Origin of the sequence: Streptomyces sp. NPDC093510 (assembly GCF_040683555.1) — a bacterium.
Lineage (GTDB): Bacteria > Actinomycetota > Actinomycetes > Streptomycetales > Streptomycetaceae > Streptomyces.
Genome location: NZ_JBFBEE010000003.1, coordinates 193,333 through 216,459 on the forward strand (window position 1 = coordinate 193,333; position 23,127 = coordinate 216,459).

General features: G+C 73.0%; 15 protein-coding genes and 3 tRNA genes. 9 read left to right on the plus strand and 9 right to left on the minus strand.

Features of this window, described 5'->3' with window-relative positions; all coding sequences use genetic code 11:
• Positions 1–220: 220 nt before the first annotated feature.
• Both AB0N81_RS05630 and AB0N81_RS05635 read right to left on the minus strand, forming a co-directional pair.
• A complete protein-coding gene (locus AB0N81_RS05630; RefSeq protein ID WP_365355957.1) occupies positions 221–1,651 on the minus strand; it encodes an FGGY family carbohydrate kinase in 1,431 nt (476 codons plus the stop codon).
• Between the two features lie 66 nt (positions 1,652–1,717).
• A complete protein-coding gene (locus tag AB0N81_RS05635) occupies positions 1,718–2,029 on the minus strand; it encodes a YtxH domain-containing protein (protein ID WP_365355959.1) in 312 nt (103 codons plus the stop codon).
• A 173-nt stretch (positions 2,030–2,202) separates the two neighbouring features.
• Here AB0N81_RS05635 and AB0N81_RS05640 point away from each other — a divergent pair.
• The 3 genes from AB0N81_RS05640 to AB0N81_RS05650 all read left to right on the plus strand — a co-directional run bounded on the left by AB0N81_RS05640 (position 2,203) and on the right by AB0N81_RS05650 (position 2,606).
• Positions 2,203–2,275 (plus strand) — tRNA-Asn (locus AB0N81_RS05640).
• 5 nt (positions 2,276–2,280) lie between these two features.
• Positions 2,281–2,353, plus strand: a tRNA-Asn gene (locus AB0N81_RS05645).
• A gap of 176 nt (positions 2,354–2,529) precedes the next feature.
• A tRNA-Ile gene (locus tag AB0N81_RS05650) sits at positions 2,530–2,606 on the plus strand.
• Between the two features lie 127 nt (positions 2,607–2,733).
• Here the strand turns inward: AB0N81_RS05650 and AB0N81_RS05655 are convergent.
• Entirely contained in the window at positions 2,734–3,774 is a 1,041-nt protein-coding gene (locus tag AB0N81_RS05655; RefSeq protein ID WP_365355960.1) for a YihY/virulence factor BrkB family protein, read from the minus strand.
• Positions 3,775–3,945: 171 nt separating this feature from the next.
• Here AB0N81_RS05655 and AB0N81_RS05660 point away from each other — a divergent pair, with 171 nt between their 5' ends.
• The 3 genes from AB0N81_RS05660 to AB0N81_RS05670 all read left to right on the plus strand — a co-directional run bounded on the left by AB0N81_RS05660 (position 3,946) and on the right by AB0N81_RS05670 (position 7,300).
• A complete protein-coding gene (locus tag AB0N81_RS05660; RefSeq protein ID WP_365355961.1) occupies positions 3,946–4,356 on the plus strand; it encodes a helix-turn-helix transcriptional regulator in 411 nt (136 codons plus the stop codon).
• An 88-nt stretch (positions 4,357–4,444) separates the two neighbouring features.
• Positions 4,445–5,242: a molybdate ABC transporter substrate-binding protein gene (gene modA, locus AB0N81_RS05665; RefSeq protein WP_365355963.1), complete on the plus strand. Its 798-nt coding sequence runs from the start codon at positions 4,445–4,447 to the stop codon at positions 5,240–5,242.
• Between the two features lie 180 nt (positions 5,243–5,422).
• Entirely contained in the window at positions 5,423–7,300 is a 1,878-nt protein-coding gene (locus tag AB0N81_RS05670) for an ABC transporter permease (RefSeq protein ID WP_365356370.1), read from the plus strand.
• A 257-nt stretch (positions 7,301–7,557) separates the two neighbouring features.
• Here AB0N81_RS05670 and AB0N81_RS05675 read toward each other — a convergent pair whose 3' ends face one another.
• Positions 7,558–9,249 carry a GAF domain-containing protein gene (locus tag AB0N81_RS05675; protein ID WP_365356371.1) on the minus strand — a complete coding sequence of 564 codons (1,692 nt, stop codon included), beginning with the start codon at positions 9,247–9,249 and terminating at the stop codon, positions 7,558–7,560.
• A 48-nt stretch (positions 9,250–9,297) separates the two neighbouring features.
• A complete protein-coding gene (locus AB0N81_RS05680; protein WP_365355964.1) occupies positions 9,298–10,335 on the minus strand; it encodes a rod shape-determining protein in 1,038 nt (345 codons plus the stop codon).
• Between the two features lie 426 nt (positions 10,336–10,761).
• Here AB0N81_RS05680 and AB0N81_RS05685 point away from each other — a divergent pair, with 426 nt between their 5' ends.
• The gene (locus tag AB0N81_RS05685; RefSeq protein WP_365355966.1) at positions 10,762–14,559 is read left to right on the plus strand and encodes a S8 family serine peptidase; all 3,798 of its coding nucleotides are present in this window, start codon (positions 10,762–10,764) and stop codon (positions 14,557–14,559) included.
• Between the two features lie 59 nt (positions 14,560–14,618).
• Here AB0N81_RS05685 and AB0N81_RS05690 read toward each other — a convergent pair whose 3' ends face one another.
• Positions 14,619–16,088, minus strand: coding sequence for an acyl-CoA synthetase (locus AB0N81_RS05690; protein WP_365355968.1), 1,470 nt, complete (start codon positions 16,086–16,088; stop codon positions 14,619–14,621).
• 219 nt (positions 16,089–16,307) lie between these two features.
• Here AB0N81_RS05690 and AB0N81_RS05695 point away from each other — a divergent pair, with 219 nt between their 5' ends.
• Both AB0N81_RS05695 and AB0N81_RS05700 read left to right on the plus strand, forming a co-directional pair.
• The gene (locus AB0N81_RS05695) at positions 16,308–18,728 is read left to right on the plus strand and encodes a glycosyltransferase (RefSeq protein WP_365355970.1); all 2,421 of its coding nucleotides are present in this window, start codon (positions 16,308–16,310) and stop codon (positions 18,726–18,728) included.
• Positions 18,725–19,981, plus strand: coding sequence for an acyltransferase (locus AB0N81_RS05700; protein WP_365355971.1), 1,257 nt, complete (start codon positions 18,725–18,727; stop codon positions 19,979–19,981). The genes AB0N81_RS05695 and AB0N81_RS05700 overlap by 4 nt, the downstream gene beginning before the upstream one ends.
• A 386-nt stretch (positions 19,982–20,367) precedes the next feature.
• Here the strand turns inward: AB0N81_RS05700 and AB0N81_RS05705 are convergent, their stop codons facing one another.
• The 3 genes from AB0N81_RS05705 to AB0N81_RS05715 form a co-directional block, all read right to left on the minus strand.
• The gene (locus tag AB0N81_RS05705) at positions 20,368–21,444 is read right to left on the minus strand and encodes a putative sulfate exporter family transporter (protein WP_365355973.1); all 1,077 of its coding nucleotides are present in this window, start codon (positions 21,442–21,444) and stop codon (positions 20,368–20,370) included.
• Entirely contained in the window at positions 21,444–22,013 is a 570-nt protein-coding gene (locus AB0N81_RS05710; RefSeq protein WP_365355975.1) for a cysteine dioxygenase family protein, read from the minus strand. The genes AB0N81_RS05705 and AB0N81_RS05710 overlap by 1 nt, the downstream gene beginning before the upstream one ends.
• 101 nt (positions 22,014–22,114) lie before the next feature.
• Positions 22,115–23,020, minus strand: coding sequence for a LysR family transcriptional regulator (locus tag AB0N81_RS05715; protein WP_365355976.1), 906 nt, complete (start codon positions 23,018–23,020; stop codon positions 22,115–22,117).
• Between the last annotated feature and the right edge of the window lie 107 nt (positions 23,021–23,127).

The window sequence follows — 23,127 nt, forward strand, 5'->3', positions numbered from 1 at the left end:
GGTCTCTCGAGGAGTCGGGTGTCGGCGAGGGGTCGGGGTCGGCGGGGTTGGGGGAGGCCCCCCATCCTCCGACACCCGACCCGTGGCCGTGCAACCGATTAACCCATGACCGGGTCAAATTTCAGCCCCGGTAAAGAACTGGGCTCACTCAAGGAACGCGAAGCTCGCGTTCCGCTTCAGCAGGCGTCGCGTTTCGCTTCAGCAGGCGTCGCGTTCCGCTTCAGGAGGCGAAGGCCCCGGGATGCGTCTGCTCCCGCACCGTCGCGTGCTGCTGGCGCACCGCCTGCCCCACCGCGAGCTCCTCACCGGGCTCGAATACCTGCGCGGCGGCCCCTTGCCAGAGCGGCAGTTGACCGGTCAGCGCCCACGCGGCCTGCCGCGCCGCACCGATCGCGGCGTAGTCCGCGGGCTGCGGCACCACGACCTGCGTACCGAACAGCATCGGCGCCGCGGCCTGCACGGCGGGCAGCTCGGCGGCGGCGCCAAGGAGGAACACCCGCCGGACCTCGACCCCCCGCGCCCGCAGGACGTCCAGCGCGTCCCCGAGCCCGCACAGCATGCCCTCGAAGGCGGCCCTGGCCAGATGCTCCGGCTTCATCGACTCGCGCCGCAGCCCGGTCAGCGTCCCCGCCGCGTGCGGCAGGTTCGGCGTCTTCTCGCCCTCCAGATAGGGGAGGAGTACGAGACCGTGCGCGCCCGGCGTCGACTTCATGGCGAGCGCGGAGAGCTCCTCCAGGTCGGCGATCCCGAGCATCTCGGCGGTGCCGCGCAGCACACGCACCGCGTTCGACGTGTGGACGACCGGCAGGTGCATCCCGGTGGCGTCCGCGAGCGAGGTGATGATGCCGCGCGCGTCGGTCAGCGCCTCGTGGTGCACGGCCATCACCGACCCGGACGCGCCGAGCGACACCACGGCGTCGCCCTGCTGCACACCGAGCCCGAAGGCCGCCGCCATCGTCTCGCCCGTGCCCGCGGAGATCAGCAGGCCCTCGGGCGTCGTCCCCGCGGCCTCGGCGGGCCCGATCACCTCGGGCAGCATCGCCTGGTGTCCCAGGGCCAGTTCGACGAGGTCGGGGCGGTACGCACCGGTCGCCGCCGACCAGTAGCCGGTGCCCGAGGCGCCGCCGCGGTCGGTCGTGCGCCGGGCGGGCCGGCCGAGGAGCTGCCACACCAGCCAGTCGGGCGCCTGAAGGAGGCCGGCCACGTGCCGCGCCGACTCCGGCTCCGTCTTCGCCAGCCAGCGGAGCTTCGTCACCGGATGCGCGGCCTGCGGCACGCACCCGACGGCCTGCGCCCAGGCCTCGCGGCCGCCGACCCGGTCGATGAGGTCGACGGCGGCCACTTGCGCCCGCCGGTCGTTGCCGACGAGCGCGGGCCGCACGGTGTTGCCGTGCTGGTCGAGCGGTACGAGCGCGTTCTGCTGGGCGGACACGCCGATGGCCTGTACGCCTTCGAGCAGGCCGCCCCCCGCGGCTTCGCCGAGGGAGAGCAGCCAGGCCTGCGGATCCACGTCGGAGGGCCGCCCGCCACCCTCGGCGTTCTCCAGCGGATGCGGGGCATACCCCTGCTTGAGTACGGCGCCCGTGTCCGTGTCACAGACCACGATGCGCGTGAAATCGGGCGAACTGTCCAACCCTGCGACTATCCCCATGCCAGGAATTCTGCCGCACCGGGGGACGTGTCCCGCACCCGTGTTCGCTCTCCGTGATTCCTGCCGCTACGTGTTGCTGGTGCCCCAGTCGTCCCCGGTGCCGCCCGGCCCGCGCTCGCGCAGGGAGCGGACCCGGTCGGCCACCGAGTCGGGCATCCTGTCCCCGACCTTCTCGGAGACCGTGTCGAAGGCCTTGCCCGCCACCTCGCGCCCCTGCTGAGTCGCGGACTCGACGGTGTTGCGCACGGCCGGGTTCTGCGAGATCTCACGGGCGGACTTCTTCAACTGCTCGTAACGCTCGCGTCCGGCCCGGGTCCCGAGCACGTACCCGAGGGCCAGTCCCGCCACGAATGTGAGCCGGTACCGCATGGCTGCCACCCTTTCCCTTGCGTCGGCTTCGCACGTCTGTCACTGGTCTGTCGCTCGCCAGCTGATCGCCCGAGGGATACCGATTGGCGGAGCACCCCCCTGCTTGCGCTAATGTATGTGTCGCAGCGAGCGCGCGCCGCCCGGAGAGTTCCCAGGTAGGTGCGTTCGATGCAACGAGACGATCCCCTGTAGCTCAATTGGCAGAGCAGCCGGCTGTTAACCGGCAGGTTACTGGTTCGAGTCCAGTCGGGGGAGCTCGGTCTCCTGTAGCTCAATTGGCAGAGCAGCCGGCTGTTAACCGGCAGGTTACTGGTTCGAGTCCAGTCGGGAGAGCTGTGAAGAAGGACCCTCGAGAAGCCTCTCGGGGGTCCTTTTCCGTGCCCCGTGGAACCATGCGGGCATGCCTGCGGTCCTCTTGGTCGAGCGATGCCGACCATCCGAAGCAGGAGATCGTATGAGCGGCTATGCTGCGGCAGACGGCGCGCACAAATGTGCGCGACGCGCCGTTAGGGGCGGTAGCTCAGCCGGTTAGAGCAGCGGACTCATAATCCGTCGGCCGTGGGTTCGAGTCCCACCCGCCCCACCACAGCGTCATGGCGCAGGAACGATTCCACCTGCGTCAATGACGCAAACCTCCGGGGGCTGCCCTTTCGGGTGGCGTGCGAGTGGCCGCCGACCGGGTCGCGCGGCCCGGCCGGCGGGTGAGCCGGGGATCAGTCCGCCGGGTTCGGGCGGGGCTTGCGGCGGCGGGGCCATGTGCGAGTGTCGCGGGGTTCCACGTAGGGCTCCTCCTCCGGGGGCATGCCGCCGGAGATCGCGCGCTGGCGGGCCAGTTCCGCGTCGAACTCCAGGCCCAGCAGGATCGCCAGGTTCGACAGCCAGAGCCAGATCAGGAAGACGACGACACCGGCGAGGGTTCCGTACGTCTTGTTGTACGAGGCGAAATTGGCGACGTACAGCGCGAAGCCGCCTGAGGCGAGCAGCCAGAGCAGGACCGCCAGGGCGCTGCCGGGGCTCAGCCAGCGGAAGCCGGGGCCGCGGACGTTCGGGGCGCGCCAGAAGAGCAGGGCGATCATCACGATCACGAGGATCAGAAGGACCGGCCACTTGGCGATGGACCACGCGGTCAGCGCCTCGTCGCCCACGCCGATCGCGTCCCCGGCCCGCTCGGCCAGCGGGCCCGTGAAGACCACGATCAGCGCGCTGACGGCGAGCAGGATCATCAGGACCACGGTCAGGGCGATGCGGAGCGGGGTCAGTTTCCACACCGGGCGGCCCTCGGGGAGGTCGTAGACCGCGTTGGAGGTGCGGATGAACGCCGCCACGTATCCGGAGGCCGACCAGACCGCCAGCACCAGGCTCACGATCGCCATCACGCCGCTGGTGCCACCGCTGTCCCCGAGCTGCCGTACCGCGTCGCCGAGGAGGTCGCGCACCGGGCCCGGGGCCAGCTCCTGGAGGTTGTCGAGGACCGTACGGGTCGCGGACTCGCCGATCACGCCCAGGATCGAGACCAGGACCAGCAGCGCCGGGAAGAGGGAGAGGACGCCGTAGTAGGTGAGGGCGGCGGCCCGGTCGGGCAGGTCGTCGTCCATGAACTCCTTGCCGGTGCGCCGCATGACCGTCCACCAGGAGCGCGCGGGAAGGTCGCTGGGCTCGTCCGGGGCGGCCCGCTCCACCTCCGGGGCCGGGCCGGTGCCCAGAGCCGGTTCGTCCTCGCCGTGCACGTGTTTGTCCCTGCCGAAGAGTGCCATGCGAGGGCGAGTTGACCGGTTCGGGCGGCGTATGCGCGTTCGGGGCCGCCGGTGTCGGCGCAGGGGGCGGCTTGGAGGTTCCTCCAGAGGGGAGGGTGTGCGGGCGCATCTGCCATGGATATCCGTATCAACTTTTACAAATGCGAGCTCTGCGCGCTTATCTTGTCGCATATGCAGTCCTACACGATCGGTCAGGCCGCGCGTCTGCTCGGAGTCAGCCCCGACACCGCCCGCCGCTGGGCGGACGCCGGACGGGTCGCCACGCACCGCGACGAGGGCGGGCGGCGGCTCATCGACGGCCGCGATCTCGCCGCGTTCTCCGTCGAGGTCGCGCAGAGCGGCGCCGCCGGTGCCGGAAGCGGTGAGGAGGACGTCTCGTACACCACCGCCCGCAACGCCTTTCCCGGCATCGTCACCGCGGTGAAGCTCGGCGACGTGGCGGCCCAGGTGGAGATACAGGCGGGCCCGCACCGCCTGGTGTCCCTGCTCACCAGGGAGGCGGTGGAGGAACTCGGCCTGGAGGTCGGGGTGCAGGCCACCGCCCGGGTGAAGTCCACCAGCGTTCACATCGACCGGGCCTGAGGTCTGCCTCCTGCCTCCTTCCTCCCTCCTCCTTTCTCCTTTCCCCTTTTCTCCTTTCCCCTCCGCCTTCTGCAAGGAGCCCCGCCGCATGTCCGTCACGTTCCCCGCACGCACCGTCCGCCGGGCCGCCGCCGCGGCCGTGACCGCAGCGCTGCTCGTTCCGCTCGCCGCCTGCGGCAACGACGACGACAGCGAGAGCAAGAAGGACGGCGGCGGCAAGGACGTGAGCCTCACCGTCCTCGCCGCCTCCTCCCTCACCGATGTCTTCGCCACCGCCGAGAAGGCGTACGAGAAGGAGCACCCGGGGACGAGGATCACCGTCTCCGCGGCCGGGTCGCAGGAGCTGGCCGCCCAGGTCAAGCAGGGTGCGCCCGCCGACGTGCTCGTCACCGCCGACACCAAGACCATGGACGGACTGAAGGGGGAGACCGGCAAGCCCACCGTCATCGCCAAGAACCGGCTCGTGATCGCCACCCGCGAAGGCAACCCGAACAAGGTCAAGGGGCTCGAGGACCTCGGCGACAGCAAGCTGAAGGTCGTCCTCGCCGACGACGCCGTGCCCGTCGGGCGCTACAGCAAGCAGGTCCTCGACAAGGCGGGCGTCGACGTCAAGCCGGTCTCCAAGGAGGCGAACGTCCGCTCCGTGCTGAGCAAGGTCGAGCTCGGCGAGGCCGACGCGGGCATCGTCTACCGGACGGACGCCGCCACCGCGCCCGGCAAGGTCGACGCCGTCGACATCCCGGACGGTCGGAACGCCGTCGCCTCCTACCCGGCCGCGACCCTCAAGGGCTCCGGGAACGGGGAGGCCGCGGCCGCGTTCGTGAAGTGGCTCAGCACGCCGGAGGCGCAGAAGATTCTGCGGGACGCCGGCTTCCAGAAGCCGTAGCCGGCACTCACCATGACCCGCACCCGCACCCGCACCCGCACCCGCACCCGCACCCGCACCCGCGCCCGCGCCCGCACCCGCACCCGCACCCGCACCCGCACCCGCACCCGCGCTCGGGCCCGCACCCGTACGCCGTTCGCGTTGGCCGTTCCCGCGCTGCTCGCCGTCGCGTTCCTGCTGATGCCGCTCGTCGGCGTTCTCGCCCACACCGAGTGGGGCGACCTCGGGACGCATCTGACCGCTCCTGGGGTCACCCAGGCCCTGAAGCTCTCGCTGCTCGTGTCGTTCTGGGCGCTCGGGCTCTCGCTCGTGTTCGGGGTGCCGCTCGCCTGGCTGCTGGCCCGGGTGGAGTTCCGGGGCAAGGCGTTCGTACGGTCCCTCGTCCTGCTGCCGATGGTGCTGCCGCCCACCGTCGGCGGCGTTGCGCTCCTGCTCGGCTTCGGGCGGCGCGGGCTGCTCGGGCCGTGGCTGGAGGACACCTTCGGGGTCGTGCTGCCCTTCCACACGTCCGGTGCGGTGGTCGCGGCGACCTTCGTCTCCATGCCGTTCCTCGTCATCAGTCTGGAGGGCGCGCTGGGCGGGCTGCGGCCCGGGTTCGAGGAGACCGCCGCGTCACTGGGGGCCTCTCCGGTACGGGTGTTCCTCACCGTCACCCTGCCGATGGTCGCCCCCGGACTCGCGGCGGGGGCCGCGCTGACCTGGGCGCGGGCGCTCGGCGAGTTCGGGGCGACGATCACCTTCGCGGGGAACCTGCCGGGCACGACGCAGACCCTTCCCCTCCAGGTGTATCTGCTGCTCCAGGACTCCCCGGAGGCCGCGACCTCGCTGTCGCTGCTGCTGCTCGCCATCGCGATGGCCGTACTGGTCGGGCTGCGGGGGCGGTGGACGGCGGGGGCCGCCTCCGCGCGCGTACGGGGGCCTGTGCCCGACGGGTCGGGGGCGGGTGCTGAGGAGCCGGGTGCGGGGGATGGCGCGCCGGGGGCGGGGGACGACCACCACCCGGTCGCCGTGCCGGGCGGGAAATGGGCCCTGCACGCCGACGTCACCGGCCACAACGAACTCACCCTCGACGCGGAGCCCGGCACCACCATCGCCGTCGTCGGGCCCAACGGCGCGGGCAAGACCACGCTCCTGCGTGCCCTGCTCGGCCTCACCCCGCGCGCCCACGCACGGCTGCGGCTCGGCGAGCGCGACGTCACCGGGCTGCCGCCGCACCGGCGCGGGGTCGCCTGGGTGCCCCAGGAAGGTGCGCTCTTCCCGCACCTGAACGCGCTCGGCAACACCGCGTACGGGCTGCGTGCGCAGGGCGTCCGGCGGGCCGAGGCGCGCCGCGAGGCGCAGGCTTGGCTCGACCGGCTCGGCGTCGGACACCTCGCGCACCGCAGGCCCGCCCAGCTCTCCGGCGGACAGGCCCAGCGGGTCGCGCTGGCACGGGCGCTGGCGGCCAGGCCCCGGCTGCTGCTCCTCGACGAACCGCTCGCCGCACTCGACCAGACCACCCGTGCCCACGTCCGCCACACCCTGCGCCGGCACCTCGACGGGTTCGGCGGCGTGTGCCTCATCGTCACGCACGACCCCGTCGAGGCGGTCTCGCTGGCCGACCGGGTCCTCGTGCTCGACGAGGGGCGTACGTTGCAGGACGCGCCGCCCGCCGAGGTGACCCGGCACCCGCGTTCGCCCTGGGTGGCCCGCATGCTCGGCCGCAACGCCTGGCCCGGCACCGCGGCCGCCGACGGCACGCTCGCGCTGGCGGGGGAGGGGCGCCTGGTCGTCGCCGATCCGCTGGAGGCCGGGGCTCGGGCGCTCGCGGTCATCGCGCCGGAGGCGGTGTCCGTGCACCGGGAGAAGCCGGAGGGCAGCCCGCGCAACGTATGGCCGGGAACAGTACGGGAGATCACCACCGCGGGGAGCCGGCTGCGCGTCCTGATCACCTCGCGCGCGGCGCCCGACCTGGTCGCCGAGATCACGCCGCAGGCGGCGCTGGAGCTGGGCCTCACGGACGGGGCGGAGATCTGGACGAGCGTGAAGGCGACGGAGGTTTCGGTGGTGGCGCTCTGACGGTTCGGGGGCGGCCGGTCCGGGGGCGGCCGGTCCGGCGTCCGGCGACGAGGGGCCTGGGGTCCGGCGACGAGGGGCCTGGGGTTTGGCAGCGATGAGTCCGGCGCTCGGCAACGATGGGGCCGGCGTCCGGCAACCCGGCAACGATGGGGCCGGAGCTTGGAGCTCGGAGCTCGGAGCGCTCGGAGCTCGGAGCTCGGGGCTCGGGGCAGCGGGAGCGACTGGAGCGGCTGGAGCGGCTGGGCTGGAGTGGGGCGCTAAAGCGGTGCCTGCCAGGTTGCCGTTGTGCCCGCCTCTACGCCGTCCGTGGCTCCGTCGTCGTACACCGTCAGGCGTACGCACTCCCGGCCGTCGGGAAGCGCCGCCCGGGCGTCGACCGTCACGTCGACGCGGGTGACGCCGGTGCGACGCGACGTGGCCGCGAGGGAGCGGCGCAGGGCGGCCAGGAGGTGGCCGGCCGCCGGGTCCGTGACGTTCGTGTCGACGGCGCCGGCGAAGTGCACGGACGGCTGGATGCCGAGGACCGCGGAGGCGCCCGCCGTCTCGCGCAGGACCTTGCCGCGGAAGGTGGCCGGGGCGTCGGCGGGCGGCTGCTGGAGCGCGAAGATGGCCGTGCGGACCTCCTGGATCGTCGACTCCAGCTCGTCGACCGCGTGGTCGAGAGTGGACTCGACCTTGGTCGAACGGGCCCTGCGGCGGGTCGACTCCAGCATCATGCCGGTGGCGAAGAGGCGCTGGACGACGAGATCGTGGAGGTCGCGGGCGATACGGTCGCGGTCCTCGAAGACCGCGAGGCGCTCCCGGCTCTGCTGGGCGTCGGCCAGGACGAGGGCCAGCGCGGCCTGCGAGGCGAACTGTGTGGCGAGGAGGCGTTCGGCCGGGGTGTAGGCGGGTGCGCCGCGGCGGCGGGGCAGGGCGAGCGTGCCGATGAGCCGGCCCCCCGCCTGCAGCGGCAGCATCATGCTGGGGCCGAAGCGGGCGCGTACGTGGGTGGTCATCCGGGGGTCGGTCGCCGAGTCGTCGATGAACACAGGTTCACCGCCGAGGAGTTGGGCGAGAACGGCGCTGCCGGGTTCGATGGTGGTGCCGATGAGGTCGTTGTGGTGGGGGTGGGGGGCAGGAGCGGGGGTCGCCCGGGTCCTGCCGTCCGGGGGTTCGGGTGCCGCCCACGCTGCGGCGGCTGGGGGGTTGGTTGCGGCTTGGTCGGGGCCGGGTGTGGGTGTGGTTTGGGTGTCGTCGGTGGGGGGCCTGGCTGTTGTCCACGGGCCGGCTGCCCGTGGGCCGCCCCCGCCCCGTTCCCCCGCCGAGGCGCCCCACCCGTGGGGTTCGCCGTCCGTGGCGGCTGCGACGATGCGCATGCCGCCCGACTCCGTGGGCTGGAGGATCACGCCCGCCGCCGCACCCGCGAGGATGCGTGCCCGGTCCGCGACCGTCATCAGTGCGTCGGCGGCGGCCTCGCCGGTGAGGAGGGCCGTGGTGACCGCGGCCGCGCCCTCGATCCAGCGCTCCCGTTGCCGGGCCGCCTCGAACAGGCGGGCGTTGCCGATGGAGATGCCCGCCTGGCTCGCGAGCACCCGCAGGAGCTGGCGGTCCTCGTCGGTGAAGGGGCCGCCTCCCGCCTTGCGGGCGAGCGACAGCGTGCCGAACGGCTCGTCGTGCACGAGGATCGGCACGTGGAGGACGGTGCCGTCCGCCACCGGGCGCACCGTCGGCACTCCGTCGGGGAAGCGGTCGGGGCCGCCCGCCACGAACAGCTCGGGCGGGCCCCCGGCACCGGGGGCGGAGGAGGCGTGGACGGCGAGCGTGCCGAGCCACGCCCCGGTCAGCCGGGCCGCGCTGTCCACGATGTGCTGGAGCGTGGCACGGAGTTCGAGGTCCGTGCCGACGCTGAGGACCGCTTCGAGGATCGGCCGCATCGAGGGCGGCGGCGCGTCCGCTCCTTCGGGCATCTCGGTCACGTACTGCGTACTCCGTGGTCGGTGGAGGCCGGCGCCTGGTCAGCCGGACAACGGGTCCAGGACCAGCGGCTGGATCTTGCCCTCCAGCATCGCACCGAGCCCCAGCACGGCGCACACATCCGGTCGTTCCGCGATTTGTACGGGCATTCCGGTCGCGTCCCGCAGCATCTGGTCGAGGCCGGGGAGCAGTGCGCTGCCGCCGACCAGCATGATGCCGCGGTCCGCGAGGTCGGCGACCAGGTCCGGCGGGCAGTCGCGCAGCACCTTTCCGATGCCGTCGAGGACGGAGGTCAGCGGCGTGTGGATCGCCTCGCGGACCGCGGCCGTGTCCACCTGGACCGAGCGGGCGAGCCCCGTCGCGACGTCCCTGCCGTGGATCTCCGTCGACTCCGGGCCCTGCGGGGTGAGCCCGTTGCCGCGCAGGGCGAGCTGGAGAGGCCGTACCGACTGGGAGGGCAGCATCAGTTCGTGCTGGTGGCGCAGGTGCTGCACGATCGCGTTGTCGATGGCCTCGCCGCCCACGGGAACGCGTTCCGCGGTCACGATGGAGCCGAGGGAGAGGACCGCGACCTGGGTGGTGGCGGCGCCGCAGACGAGGATCATCGTCGCCTCGGGGCGCTCCACGGGCAGTCCGCAGCCGACGGCCGCCGCGATGAGGGTGTCGACCAGCTCCACGCGGCGGGCGCCGAGCCCGACCATCGTCTCGACGGCGGCGCGCTGCGCGAGCGGGTCCGCGTCGTGCGGGGTGCACGCGGCGGCGCGCAGCCGGGGCTTGCGGCGCAGGGTGCGGCGGAGCTTCTCGCCGATCAGGTGGCGCAGCATGCGCTGGGCCATCTCGATGTCGACGACGGTGCCGCCGGAGACGGGACGTACCACGCGGATGTAGCCGGGCGTGCGTCCCGTCATCTGCTCGGCGAACTGGCCGACCGCGATGAGCGCGCCCGTCCGGGTGTTCACGGCGGCGGCGCTCGGCTCGTCGACGACGAGCCCGGCCCCCTTCACGAACACCCGGGTCCTCGCGGCGCCCAGGTCGACGGCGATGTGGCAGCGGCGCAACTGCTCCAGACTGACGGTCATGGCAGGTCCTCCCGAGAGCGCAGACCGTACGGACCGACGGACGGCGGTCCTGTCTCGCATCGTGCGGCGGACGCGCGCGGCCCGCGCGCTGGCCTGAGCCGGGCGGGGTGCCGCCGCACGGGTGGTTTTTCGGTGACGGGTCCTCAGGCGGCCCGGGGGAACCCGATTCGCAGCTGCCTCGGCACGCCGACGGGCCGGGGCGGTGGCGCACTGCGGGGGTTGCGGGGCGCACTGCGGGGGTTGCGGGGGTGCACTGCGGTGGCGCACTGCCGTGGCGGACCGCGGAAGGGGCGTCCTGGCGGATTGTTGCCCTGGCGGCTTTCCGCCACGTTCCGTCAACTCACCTGCAACAGAAGGGACCTGACACTTTTCGCAGCACTCGGGCACCACCCCTCCCGCCCGGGTCCGACGAAGAGAGGCAGCCCCATGACCAGAGCTCCCGTACGGCGAAGAGCCGCGCTCGTGGCCGCCGCCGGTCTCGCGTTCGCCCTGCTTCCCGCCGGGCAGGGCGCCGTGGCCGACGCCGCCCCCGAGGACACCCGCGCCACCGGTGCCGCCCGTACCGCCGCCAGTGCCGCCCGTACCGCCACAGCCACCCACACCGTCACCCTGATCACCGGGGACAAGGTCACCGTCACCCGGCTCGGCGGCGGGCGGCAGACCGTCACCGTCGACCGGCCCGCCGGGGCGAGCGGGGCGGTGCGCAGTCAGGTGGCGGGCGGGCACGTCACCGTCGTACCGGACGAGGCGCGGCCGTATCTGCGGTCCGGTGTCCTCGACGAGCGGCTGTTCGACGTGACCGAGCTGATCCGGCAGGGTCTCGCGGAGCCGGGGAAGCAAGGGGAGCCGGGGAAGCGAGGGGAGCCAGGGAAGCCGGGGGAGCCAGGGGAGCCAGGGGAGCCGGGGAAGCCGGGGAAGCCCGGCGGGCAGGGCGAGGCCGGGCCCGGGTTGCCCCTCATCGTCACGTACGACAAGAAGGCCCGCGGCGAGCGCGAGCTGCCGCGCGGGGTCGAGAAGGTGCGCTCCCTGAAGAGCGTCGAGGGCGTCGCCGTCACCGCGGAGGAGCCGGGCGCGCTGTGGCGGTCCGTGCGGAGCAAGGCGTCCGGCGTCGGCAAGGTGTGGCTCGACGGGCGCGTCGAGGCGGACATGGCGCAGAGCAACGAACAGATCGGCACTCCGAAGGCATGGGCGGCCGGGCTGACGGGCAAGGGTGTCAAGGTCGCCGTCCTCGACACCGGTGTCGACGCCGGGCACCCGGACCTCAAGGGGCGCGTCGGGGAGTCCAGAAGCTTCGTCGCGGGGGAGGAGGTCGCCGACCGCAACGGGCACGGGACGCATGTCGCCTCCACCGTCGGCGGCAGCGGCGCCGCGTCCGAGGGCGGCAAGGAGAAGGGCGTCGCGCCGGGCGCCTCGCTCGCCGTCGGCAAGGTGCTCAGCGACGAGGGCTTCGGCAGCGAGTCGGAGATCATCGCGGGCATGGAGTGGGCGGCAGAGGACGTCGACGCCAAGGTCGTCTCCATGAGCCTCGGCTCGTCGGAGGCGAGTGACGGCACCGACCCGATGGCCGCCGCCGTGAACTCCCTCTCCGAGAAGACCGGCGCCCTCTTCGTCGTCGCCGCGGGCAACACGGGCGCGCCCTCCTCCATAGGCTCGCCCGGCGCCGCCGACTCGGCACTGACCATCGGCGCCGTCGACTCCGCCGACGAGGCCGCGTACTTCACGAGCCAGGGCCCCCGTGCCGGCGACCACGCCCTCAAGCCCGACCTGTCGGCGCCCGGCGTGGACATCCTCGCCGCCCGTTCCCAGCTCACCGGCGGCGAGGGCTTCTACACGGAGATGAGCGGTACGTCGATGGCGACGCCGCACGTCGCGGGCGTCGCCGCCCTGCTCGCCGAGCGGCACCCCGACTGGACCGGCGCGCGGCTCAAGGACGCCCTGATGTCCGGCTCCGAGCAACTCGGCGCGTCCGCGTACGCGTTGGGTTCGGGGCGTGTCAGTGTGCCCGGCGCCATCGACGCGAAGGTCACCGCGACGGGCAGCGCCGACCTCGGCTTCTACGGCTGGCCCTACGAGGACAACAAGCCCGTCGACAGGACCATCACCTACACCAACTCATCGAGCGAAGCTGTGGAGTTGCGACTTGTCGCGCAGGGTGCGGCTGACGGCGTCGTGACGCTCGCCGACTCCACCCTCACCGTCCCGGCGCACGGCACCGCGTCGACCACCGTCACCGGGGACGGCGCGAAGGCGCCCGTCGGGAACACCAGCGGCGCAGTCGTCGCGAGCGTCGAGGGGAAGAAGGTCGCGCACACCGCGTTCGGCATGGTCAAGGAGGAGGAGCGGTACACGCTCACCGTCCACGTGAAGGACCGTGACGGCGCCGCGGCCCCCGCCGACCTCGTGGTGCAGCAGCTCGCCGGGGGCACCGAACCGTTCCCGGCCGCCGTCGGCGACTCCGGCACCCTGGAACTGCGCCTGAAGCCCGGCACGTACGCCCTCTCGACCTTCCTCGACGTGCGCGGCGCCAAGGGCGAGGACTCCCTCGGCCTCGGCTTCCTCGCCGACCCGCAGATCCGCCTCGACCGGGACCGCGCCATCACCCTGGACGGGCGGCGGCTGCGCGAGATCAAGGCCGGTGTGGACCGGCGCACCGAGACCCGGCAGCTGCTGATGGAGTACGACAGGAAGGCCGGCGGCGCCGAGCTGATGGGCGCCGTCCAGGTGCCCGTGAAGTACGACAGCGTCTTCGCCGCGCCGACCGCGGAGGTCACCGAGGGCAGCTTCGAGTACCGCACCGTGTGGCGGCTCGGTAAGCCTCTCGTGGACGTGAAGGGCCTGCGCGAGGCCGTCGCCCAGCCCGGCGGGACGATCGCCGAGGGGCGGCACAAGTGGTCCCTGGTGGACGCGGGCGACGGCACCCCGGCCGCGTACGAGGGCAAGGACGTCCGCGGCAGGGCCGTCGTCGTGCGCCGCACGGGCGCGGTCACCCCGGAGCAGCTGGGGCAGGCCGCCCAGGACGCGGGCGCCGATGCGCTGTTCGTGACGGACGGGCAGCCGGGCCGCCTGAACGCCTGGTTCGGCACGGACGACAACGGCGACCGGCCGCTGCAGATTGCCACGGTCGACGCCGCCGACGGGGCGCGGCTGATCGAGGCCGCGAAGGCGGGCAGGAAGGTCGAGAGCACCGGCACCGTCAACACCCCTTACGTGTACGACCTCTCCGAGGGCCACCAAGGGGCCGTCCCGAAGGACCTCACGTACGAGCCGAAGAAGCGTGAACTGGGCGTGCTGGACACCAGGTTCCACGCCGTGGAGCCCGCCGCGGGCGGCGAGTACCGGTACTCGATCACCGACACCTTCCCCGTCGGCTTCGGCTTCCAGGAGAAGATCGACTATCCGGCCGAGCGGACGGAGTACGTCTCCACGGGCCAGGGTCAGCTGTGGCACGAGTCCGTGTCCACCGGGCCCGGGGCGCTGGAGGAGCGCAGCGGCCTGGTCGCCTACAAGGGCGGCAGGCACGCGGAGCTGAACTGGTTCAAGCCGGTGCTGCACCCCTGGCTCGGCACCGGCCTCGGCTGGGGCCAGACGCGCAGCGGAAACGACCTGGCGTTCAACGTGCCCGGCTGGGGCGACTCGGGCCCCGACCACACCGGCTTCGGCGACGTCTGGAACGAGGACTCGATGACGCAGGTCAGCGAGGTCTTCGTGGACGGGGTGAGCGCCGACCGGCGCAAGAGCTCGGGCGTGTACGTGTGGGACGCGGACCCCGCCGAGCACACGTACAAGGTCGTGACCGACACGACGCTCGACCGGGAGCGGTGGCGGCTCGCGACGAAGGGCCACGCGGAGTGGACCTTCCGGTCCGCACAGACCCCGGCCGGCAAGAAGACGTTCCTCCCCCTGCTCAACCTCGGCTTCGACGTGGACACGTCCCTGTCGGGCGACGTGCGGGGCGGGCGGACCGTGCCGGTCGGAATCTTCGCGGAGTACGTGAAGGGGGCGCCGGACACGGGTGTCATCGGGGGCGGGAAGCTGTCCGTCTCGTACGACGAGGGCGTGACGTGGAAGGCGGTCGCCCTGGACCGGGACGGCAAGAAGGCGTCGTGGGTGGGGAAGGTGAAGGTCCCCGCTGACGCCGAGTCGGTGTCCTTGCGGGCCGCTGCCTCCGACGACCGGGGCGGGGCCGTCTCCCAGGAGATCATCCGGGCGGTGGGGGTGAAGTAGCCCCGAGGGCGGGGCCCCGTGTCGCTCACCGACGCGGGGCTCCGCCCCGGACCCGCTCCTCAATCGCCGGAGGGACTTGAGTCCCGTACCAGCGCCCGCTTCATGATCTTCCCCATGTCGTTGCGCGGCAGCGCCTCCAGATAGCGCACCACCCGCGGCCGCTTGTGCGGCGCAAGGCTCGACGCCACGTGGTCCGCCAGCTCCGCGGCGGCCGGGGGCGCCTCAGGGTCGGCGGGGACCACCCACGCCACGATCCGCTCCCCGAGGTCGGGGTCGGGCTCGCCGGTGACCGCGGCCTCCCGCACCCCCTCGTGTTCGAGGAGCGCGTTCTCGATCTCGCCCGCGCCGATCTTGTAGCCGCCGCTCTTGATGAGGTCGGTGGCCTTGCGGCCGACGATGCGTACGTAACCGTCGGGGTCCCGCACGGCCATGTCGCCGGTGCGGAACCAGCCGCCGGGCGCGAAAGCCCCCGCGGTCGCGTCCGGGCGGTTCAGGTACTCCGTGAAGAGGTTGGGGCCGCGCACCTGGATCTCGCCGACCGCCTCCGGCCCGTCCGCGGTGATCTCCTCGCCCGCCTCGTCGACCAGACGCAGTTCGACGCCGGGCAGTGGCACACCGACCGCGCCCGCGCGGGGCTCGCCGTCGGCCCGCACACTCGTGTTCATCAGCGTTTCCGTCATGCCGTACCGCTCGATGACGCGGCGCCCGGTGGCGGCCGCGATGCGCTCGTGGTCGTGCACCGGGAGCGCCGCCGAGCCGGACACCAGGAGCCGCGCCCCGGCCAGCGCCTTCGCCAGCTCCGGGTCGTCCGGCAGGGCCTCGGCGATCCGGTGGTACATCGTCGGCACCCCGAACAGCATGGTCGCCCCGGAGCCGAGCTCGCGCGTCACGCCCTCGGTGGCGAACCGGCCGAGGTGGCGCACGGAGCCGCCGCGCCGCAGCGGGCCGAGCGTGCCGAGGATCAGACCGTGCACGTGGAAGAGCGGCAGGCCGTGCACGAGGACGTCGTCGCCGGTCCACTGCCAGGCGTCCGCCAGGGCGTCGAGCGTGGCGGCGATCGCGCGGCGCGGCAGGACGGCGCCCTTGGGCGGGCCCGTGGTGCCGGAGGTGTAGACGATCAGGGCGGGGGATTCGGGGTCGGGTTCGGTGGGCGCGCCCGACGGGCGGGCCGCGTCGTCCGGCCGTACGTCGACGTCGTGCCGGGCCACGTCGCCCAGGGCGGGCGGCAGTTGGACGCCGGGCCCGGCGAGCACCAGGGAGGGCGCGCTGTCGCGCAGGATGTGCGTGAGCTCGGAGTCGCCCGACTTCGGGTTGAGCGGCACCGCGGGAACCCCGGCGAGCAGTGCGGCGACCACGCCGACGGCCGTCTCCAGGGACGGTGTCGCCCAGACGGCGACCCGGCTCGCGCCGCGCAGCCGCAGCGCCAACGCCCCCGCGCTCGCGCCCAGTTCGGGGTAGGTCAGCGAGCGGTCGCCGAACCGGAGGGCCTCGCCGTGCGCGGCGTTGAGGGCCGGGAAGAGGGGATCCACGTGTCGTACTCCTCGAAGTCCGTCGGGGTGATCCGTGCAGAGCATGTGCAGTCTCTGCACCGGGGTGTAATGAGAGTGTTACGCCCCTGAAGGTGTGGTGTCACAGTGATCAGTGAGGCTGTTGTGGCTGTCCGTCACTATCCGGTCACCTACCAGCACCTCGGTAATCCGGTCCTCCCCCCACAATCCGAACAGGATGGGACCACCTTGACCACCTTCATGTCCGATGCCCTGAGGCGTCCCGACGCCTCACCCCAACCCCACTCGCACACAGAACCCCACCCGCACACCGAACCCCATACCCACCACCGCCCCCACGTGCTCGCGGTCGGCGCCCCCGGCCCCGGCAGGGAACAGCTCACCCGCACCCTCCGCCTCACCGGCCACGAGGTCACGCACGCCGTCCCCGGTGATGTGCGCCGCCAGGTCAGGCAGGCCCCGCCGGACGCGATCGTCGCCCTGGACGACGGGCCCGACGGACGCAGGCAGGGCCGCGACGTCATCAGGGAGGTGCGCGCCGACCCGGCGGGCCAGGCCCTCCCGCTGCTCATGGTCACGGCGGCCCGCGGCCCCTCGACGGTCGCCGAACTCCTGCGGCACGGCGCCGACGACTGCGTGCCGGAGGCGCCCGACCCGGACGAGCTGTCCGCCCGCATCGCCGCCAAACTGCACCGGGTCCCCGTCCCCGTGGAGCAGCTGCTCCTCGACCCGCGCACCGGCCTGTATTCGGCGCCGCACTTCATGGCCGAACTCGACCGCGAACTCCAGCGGCCCGCCGCCGCCCGGCGCGGCGGTGTCCTCGCCGTGGTCCGCGTCGCCGAGACGGAGGCCCTGGAGACCCGGCTCGGACCGCGCGTGCGACGCGAGGTCGCCGAACGGCTCGCCCAGGTGGGAGAGCGGCTCGGCAACGTCTGCGACCGGCTCGGGTGGGACGAGGAGGGCCGCCTCCTCGTCCTGATGCCGGGTGTCGACGAGGAGACGGCGACCGCGAGCCTGCGGGAGTTCGCGTCCTCCGTGGCGGGCACGCGGTTCGTCGTCGCCGACGAGAACGTCCGGCTCACCCCGGCCGTCGGCTGGCTCCCGCTGTCCGACTGCACCGGCGAGGGCGCGAGCGCGCGGGCCGCCGAGCGGGCGCGGGACGCCGCCGAGGAAGCCCTGCGCCACCGCGACCTGCGGCCCGTGCGCTACGAACCGTGGATGCGGACCGCCGCCGCGCACGGCCACCGCCGCGCACGCCCCGGGCTGCGCGGCCTGCTCTCGGCGGTGACACCGCTGCTCTCACCGGTCCTGATGGTGGCCCTCGGCGTGGGCGTGCCGTTCCTCCTGTACCAACAGGCGTACGCCATGGGCTGGGACGCGGCGTCCTTCGCGTACTGGGTGGTCGTCGCAGGGCTCGTGACGTCCGCCCTGCTCATCGTCCTCGAATGCCTCTTCTCGCTCGACGCGGAGCAGCGCCCGGCCGCCCCCGGGCAGCCGTACCCGGTGGCGAGCGCGGTCATCGCGGCGTACCTGCCGAACGAGGCGGCGACGATCGTCGACACCGTCGAGTCGTTCCTGCGCCTGGACTACCCGAACGAGCTGGAGATCGTCCTCGCCTACAACACCCCGCACCCGCTGCCCGTCGAGGAGACACTGCGGGAGATCGCGGGGCGCGATCCGCGTCTGGTGCTGCTGCCGGTGGCGGGCAGCACCTCCAAGGCGCAGAACCTCAACGCGGCGGTGACGCGGGTGCGCGGCGAGTTCGTCGGCATCTTCGACGCCGACCACCATCCGGCCCCGGACGCCTTCCGGCACGCCTGGGACTGGCTGTCCAACGGCTACGACGTGGTGCAGGGGCACTGCGTCATACGCAACGGCGAGAGCTCCTGGGTCGCCCGGCTGGTCGGCATCGAGTTCGAGGCGATCTACGCGGTCAGCCACCCCGGCCGCACCAGGCTCTACGGCTTCGGGGTCTTCGGCGGCTCCAACGGCTTCTGGCGCACCGACCTGCTGGCCAGGACGCGGATGCACGGCTCGATGCTGACCGAGGACATCGACTCCACCATGCGGGCCCTCGGCGAAGGCGCGCGCATCGCCATGGACCGCACGCTCGTCTCGCGCGAGCTCGCCCCGACGATGCTGAAACCCCTGTGGAACCAGCGCTCGCGCTGGGCGCAGGGCTGGCTCCAGGTCTCGCTCGAACACCTGTGGCGCGGGCTGCGCTCGCCGGTCTTCACACGCCGCCAGAAGACGGGCCTGTTCGTGCTGCTCGGCTGGCGCGAGATCCAGCCGTGGCTGACGCTGCAGATCCTGCCGATCCTGCTGCACGCGGCCTGGCGCGCGGGCGGCGCGGACCGGCTCGACTGGGCGGTGCCGGTCTGCCTGGTCGCGGCGGCCGTCACGATGTCGGCAGGACTGGTGCAGGCGGCGTTCGCGTGGCGGCTCGCCGTGCCCGAACTGCGCGCCCGCAGAAGCTGGTTCTGGCACTACCTGCTCGTGACGACGTTCTTCTACACCCACTTCAAGAACATGGTGGCGCGCGCCGCCCACCTGAAGGAGGCGCTCGGCGACCGGCAGTGGCGGGTCACGCCGCGCGCCACCGCCGTCGCCGCCACCGCCGTCGTCGCCGCCGAGCCGGCCGGAACGGGAGGGGGTTCGTGACCGCGCCGATCGCGCCCGAGACGATCGCGCCACCCCGCGCCCCGGAGCGCGGGAAACCGCCCGCGCGCGGCCGCGCACTCGAACTCCAGGGCTTCCGCGGCCTGGCCGCGCTCAGCACCGTCGTCTTCCACGTCTGGCAGCAGTACTACACCTACGACGCGACGGGCTCGCACCCACCGGTCGACAATCCGTACGTCGGGGCGCTGCTCTCCCTCGAAGTGATCGACCTGTTCTTCGTGATGTCGGCGTACCTGCTCACGCTGTCGTACGCGCGGGCCGCCATCGACGGCGAAGAGGGCTCCGTCAGGCCCGCCCGGGTGTTCCTGTTCCGGCGCGCGATCCGCATCCTGCCGCTGTACTTCCTGGCGGTCCTGGTCGTCTGGTCGACGCGCAACCCGACCCTGCCGGGGGACTGGCGGGACCTCGTCGAACACCTCACGTTCACGCACGTCTTCGACCGGGAGCGGATCTTCCACACGCTCGGCCCGAGCTGGTCCCTCTCCCTGGAAGTCGCCTTCTACCTGGTCCTCGTGGCGCTCGGGCCGCTCGCGGTGCGCGCCTGCCGCAGGCTGCGGACGCGGCGGGCCAGGGCAGCGCTGTGCGCGTCGGGCTGCGCGGTCCTCTTCGCCGTCCCGCTCGCGTGGATCTCCTGCGCCCACTACGTCCTCGACGTGCCGCACACCGACTGGCCCGTGTACTTCGGCCCGCAGGCCCGCTTCGGCGGCTTCGCGGCGGGCATGGCCCTCGCGGTGCTCCTGACGGCGCTGGGCGACGGCCGGGGCAGGCTGCGGGCCCGCTGGGCGAGCGCCCTGTCGGCCGCGGCACTGGCCGGCCTGCTCACCCTGTCGTACCTCTCCGCCCCGGAGAACCTCGCGCACACCTTCTACCACCCGGTCGCCGCCGTCCTGTGGTCCGTGCTGCTGTACGCGACGCTGCACGTCCGGCGCCGGGAACGCCAACAGGTGCGCCGGCACGCCCTGTTGAGGACGCGGTGGGTCACGGCGGTCGGCCTGATCAGCTACAGCCTCTACATCTGGCACGAGCCGGTGATGCTCCAGCTCGACAGGTCGGGGCTGCTGCCGTCGTCGCAGGCGGGCTTTCCGGTGGCGGTGCTCGTGGTGGTGCTGGTGGCCCTGGCGGTCGGGGCGGCGAGCTACTGGCTCGTGGAGTACCCGGCGGGGCTGCTCGGCAAGGCGAAGGACGGCAGGGGGAGGGCGCGGGACTTCTACCCCGGGGCCACCACGGCCCGCTGAAGCCCGGCCCGCAGCAGCCCGGACCGTAGAAGTCAGGCCCGCTGAACACGGCGGCGCCGCCTCCCCGTGGGACGGGGGGAGGCGGCGCCGCTGCGGATCGGTACGGGTGACGTCAGACCAGCCAGCCGAGGAAGTGGGCGAGACCGGCGACGACGTCAGTGATGAGGTTCATGGTGGTGCATCTCCTTGTGGGACTTTCAGGAAGGCCGGGCCCGGGATCTTCGGGCCCAACACCCCGGCCCCGTATGGGACATGGGCCGGGTGCGCGGTCACGGTCTGCAGCCCGTCGCTCGCGCACCGTAAGCATCGTCAATCACGGGGACCCCGCGCAATTCCTGGCGTGACGATCACCTGTTCCAGGGAACAACTGCCCAGTCGTTCGAGTGTCAGTAGGTCAGCACCACACCCACGTACGACACTCCCGCGATCACGGCCCACGAGACGAGCCCGAGCGTCGCGACCCGGCCGCCCGTACGGGTCAGGGACGGCAGGTCGACCGCGCTGCCGAGCCCGAACAGCGCCGCGGCCAGCAGGAGTTCCTGCACCGTCCCGGCCGCGTCGATCGCGCCGCCGGGCAGCCACCCGGTCGTGCGCAGCGCCACCATCGCGAGGAAGCCGACGACGAAGAGCGGCACGAGCGGCGGACGCCTGGTGCCCGCGGCCCCCTCGCCCTCGCCGGACCCGCGCCCCCGCCGGCGCGCCCGCACCGAGAGCGCCACCGCCGCCACGAGCGGCGCGAGCAGCGCGACCCGCATCAGCTTGACCAGGACCGCGTCGCCGAGCGCCCCCGCGCCCGCCGTCTGCGCGGTCGCCACGACCTGCCCCACGTCGTGCACGCTCGCCCCGACCCAGCGCCCGAACTCCGCGTCACTGAGCCCCAACGGGTGTTGCAGCAGCGGGAGTACGGCGATGGCGAGGGTGCCGCACAGAGTCACGAGCGCCACCGAGGTGGCCGTGTCCCGCTCGTCGCTCTCGGACGCCTCGCTGACCGCGCCGATCGCCGACGCACCGCAGATCGAGTAGCCGGTCGCGATCAGCAGTGGCTGGTCGCCGCGCAGTCCCATGCGGCGGCCCAGCCACCAGGTGCCGAAGAAGGTGACCGCGACGACGCAGAGCACCATCGCGACCGAGGCCCAGCCGAGCCCGAGCACGTCGTCCAGGCTCAGCTTCAGGCCGAGCAGCACGATGCCGACCCGCATCAGCCGCTTCCCGGCGAACGTCAGACCGGCCTTGCCGGGCCCGCGCACGAAGATGCGGGCCGCGCCCGGCAGATGGGCGGCCGCGATGCCGAGGACCACGGCGGCCGTGAGCATCGGCACCCCGGGCACCAGCCGGTGCACGCCCCAGGCCACGGCGACGCCCATGACGGCCAGTGCCAGGCCGGGCAGCTTGCCGGGCGGGCGGCCGACGAGTGAGGTGACCGGTGCGGTGCGGGACTTGGCGCGCTCCCCGAGCAGCGCCATTACCGGTCGGCCGGGAGCTCGTAGACCCGGCGGACGCTGCTGCCCAGGCGGGCTATGTCCGCGCCGTAGATGTGGATCGATATCGCGCGGGTGCCGCAGGCGTTCCACACCCGGTGGATGTCGCCGGGCGGCGCGAACCCGCAGACCGAGCCCTGCGGGTTGACGACGTCCTCCGTGGCGACGAGGCGGGCCGCGCCGCCGTTCTCGGCCGCGGGCACGAGCCGGTAGCGCCGCTCCCGCTCCTCGCCCTCGTGGACGCCCGTGACGCACCACGACACGTGGTCGTGGACGGAGGTCCGCTGCCCCGGCAGCCAGACGAGCGCCACGATCGAGAAGCTGCCGTCGTGCTCGGCGTGCAGCACGTGCTGGCGGTAGCGCTCGGGGTCGCCCTCGCGCTGCTCGTCGGTGAGCAGGTCGGCGGCGCCGAGATGGGGGGCGAGCCGCTCACCGACCAGGTACGCGGTCAGGTCGGGGGGCAGGCCGCGCCCCACGGCCTCGCGCACGTCGGCGACGAGGGTGTCGAGGCGCTCTGTGGTCCGGGCGGCCCGGTACGCGGTCGGAGTGCTCATACCGGCAGCGTCGCGCCGCCCGAACCATCACGTCCAACGACAGTCTTTTGGACACCCCCCAACTTCCGCTTATGGAAGGCGCGCGAGGAAGGGGCCGGTGATCAGCAGCCGACGCGGTTGGCGGCCACGGTCCTCAGCTCGTCGAGGACCAGGGCCGTGGCCGGGATGCGCAGATGGTCCTTGAGAACGTACGCCGACACCTGGCGCCGCGAGGCGGGGTCCAGGGCGCGGCCCGTGACCTTGCGGTGGCAGAGGAAGTTCAGGACGAGGCCCGGCATCATCGCGATGCCGAGCCCTTCGGCGACCAGGCTCTGCACCACCAGGTTGTCGTCCGTGGTGAAGGCGATGTCGGGTGCGAAGCCCAGCTCGGCGCACTCGTGCAGGAAGTTGGCGCGGCAGCGCGGGCAGCCCGCTATCCACCGCTCCTCCGAGAGCTCGGCGAGCTTGACCGAACGCTGGCGCGCCATCCGGTGCCCGGTGGGCAGCAGCACGGTCAGCTGGTCCTCCATCAGCGGGATCTCCGCCAGCTCCGCCGGCACCTCGTCGTGCAGGCCGGGATAGGTGAAGGCGAGCGTGATGTCGCACTCGCCGCGCACCACGCGGCGCAGCGACTCGGGCGGCTCGTCCTCCAGGAGCTCCACGCGCACGCCCGGGTGTCCGGAGGCGAGCCGGGCCAGGGCCTCCGGGATGAGGGTCGCGTTGGCGCTGGGGAACGCGCAGACCCGCACCCGGCCCGAGCGCAGCCGCGTGATCGCGTTCATCTGCTGCTGCGCGGCGGAGATGTCGTCCAGGATGATTCCCGCGTGCCGTGACAGCGCCTCGCCCGCCTCCGTCAGCCGCATGCGGCGGCCGACGCGGGTGAACAGCGGAGTGCCGACGGACCGTTCGAGGGCCTTCATCTGCTGGGTGATCGCCGGCTGTGTATAGCCGAGGGAGCGGGCGGCCGCCGAGTACGAACCGGCCCGGACCACCTCGTGGAACGTCTTGATGTGCCGTGAATCGAACACGCTGAATCATAAGCAGATGTTGGAGTCGGCGAACAAGACCGGGGCCGGGCTTTTGCCTCCGGGGCACGCGTCTTCGTCCTCCGAGGCGCGTGGGGCGCGGTTGTTAG

Bases quoted from the DNA above. Each gene is read 5' to 3' on its own strand.
- AB0N81_RS05630 (WP_365355957.1), bottom strand. From the start codon at position 1,651: ATGGGGATAGTCGCAGGGTTGGACAGTTCGCCCGATTTCACGCGCATC.
- AB0N81_RS05655 (WP_365355960.1), bottom strand. From the start codon at position 3,774: ATGGCACTCTTCGGCAGGGACAAACACGTGCACGGCGAGGACGAACCG.
- AB0N81_RS05660 (WP_365355961.1), top strand. From the start codon at position 3,946: ATGCAGTCCTACACGATCGGTCAGGCCGCGCGTCTGCTCGGAGTCAGC.
- modA (WP_365355963.1), top strand. From the start codon at position 4,445: ATGTCCGTCACGTTCCCCGCACGCACCGTCCGCCGGGCCGCCGCCGCG.
- AB0N81_RS05670 (WP_365356370.1), top strand. From the start codon at position 5,423: ATGCCGCTCGTCGGCGTTCTCGCCCACACCGAGTGGGGCGACCTCGGG.
- AB0N81_RS05675 (WP_365356371.1), bottom strand. From the start codon at position 9,249: ATGCCCGAAGGAGCGGACGCGCCGCCGCCCTCGATGCGGCCGATCCTC.
- AB0N81_RS05680 (WP_365355964.1), bottom strand. From the start codon at position 10,335: ATGACCGTCAGTCTGGAGCAGTTGCGCCGCTGCCACATCGCCGTCGAC.
- AB0N81_RS05685 (WP_365355966.1), top strand. From the start codon at position 10,762: ATGACCAGAGCTCCCGTACGGCGAAGAGCCGCGCTCGTGGCCGCCGCC.
- AB0N81_RS05695 (WP_365355970.1), top strand. From the start codon at position 16,308: ATGTCCGATGCCCTGAGGCGTCCCGACGCCTCACCCCAACCCCACTCG.
- AB0N81_RS05705 (WP_365355973.1), bottom strand. From the start codon at position 21,444: ATGGCGCTGCTCGGGGAGCGCGCCAAGTCCCGCACCGCACCGGTCACC.
- AB0N81_RS05710 (WP_365355975.1), bottom strand. From the start codon at position 22,013: ATGAGCACTCCGACCGCGTACCGGGCCGCCCGGACCACAGAGCGCCTC.